Genomic DNA, 1,191 nt, shown 5'->3' with positions numbered 1-1,191 from the left:
GCCATGCAAGCATTTCCCGTATGAAGCGTGGCATCGAACGGGCGTCCTGACTTCAGGACGCCGTATGCCACCTGCGCCAGCTTGCGCATCATCGCACCGATTATCAGCTTCGGCGCTTTTCCCTTCTCTGCAAGCCTTGCCCTGAACGCTTTTCCCCAGTCCGTTTTATACAGCGCCACCATCGCCGGCATGTACAGCGCACGGCGCAGCGACACGTTTCCGGCTTTACTCATCCTCGAGGCTCGTCGCACGCTGCTGCCCGACTCATGGTGCCGGGGCGTCAGACCGGCGAACGCCGCGAACTGCCTCGCCTGGCCGAACCGCAGCTTTTCCCCGACGAACGCCAGCAGGACCGCTGACGTTTTAGGGCCTATCCCCGGAATGCTGTCCAGCAGGCGCTTACGGCTCTTCATATCCGGGTCGTTATCCGTCAGGTCTTTTATCTTTTTCTCGATGAGCTTCTGCTCCTCTTCCAGCCAGGCAAGATGGGCTTCTATGCTCTCCAGCTGTACGTCACGCGCGGTTTCCCGGCGGTTCAGCTCCTGGGAGTGCATATCGGTCAGCGTCTGGTGGCGCAGGACCAGGGCGCGCAGCCTGCGCTCAATAGGGCCAGATATTTCCCACTGTGGCGGGCGCTTTTCCTGGCAGAAGCGGGCCAGCAGGCGGGCATCAACCGCATCGGTTTTTACCCGTATCCCCTCGCTCTGCGCAAAGGCTTTTGCAAGGGCAGGATTAATGACTGAGACGGTATACCCTGAGAACGTCAGATGCAGGGCGGCATCCTCGGCGTAAACACTGGTGGCCTCCATGCAGATGTGTGCAGAGGAGACCTCATGCTGATGGAGCCACGCCACGAGCGCCTCATGGCCACGGGCACTGTTGTCGAACTTCTTGTCGCGAAAGCGACCGTCGGGGCGAAGTATGGTGACATCGAGTTTAGATTTGGACACGTCGATGCCGATGAAAAAAGAGATATTTTCCATTGTGTTACCAGCCTTGTGAATGCGGGGTACCGTGCTTAACGGTCCATGATACTGTTCGGTTTTACCACAAGTGGAGAAGCGCAGTCCGGCGTTAAAATCTACACCACAGACTTGAGAGCCTAAGGTCGGATACGACGTCCGGACTGCGTTCAGAATAAACTGGCCGGTTTACTCTGAACAGGGGGAATAATACAAGGTCGGATAAGCG

1 protein-coding gene is annotated in these 1,191 nt (G+C 57.6%); it reads right to left on the bottom strand.

Annotated features, from left to right (window positions below; translation table 11 throughout):
* Positions 1-983: IS110 family RNA-guided transposase (locus HYQ67_RS23780; protein ID WP_202308649.1), on the bottom strand; the 983-nt coding region annotated here is incomplete at its 3' end.
* Positions 984-1,191: the final 208 nt, after the last annotated feature.

The sequence above is a fragment of the Dryocola clanedunensis subsp. sulfonylureivorans genome (assembly GCF_016756775.1).
Lineage (GTDB): Bacteria > Pseudomonadota > Gammaproteobacteria > Enterobacterales > Enterobacteriaceae > Dryocola > Dryocola clanedunensis.
Note: the sequence above shows the minus strand (reverse complement) of the source record. Positions and strands in the feature narration are given on the sequence as shown.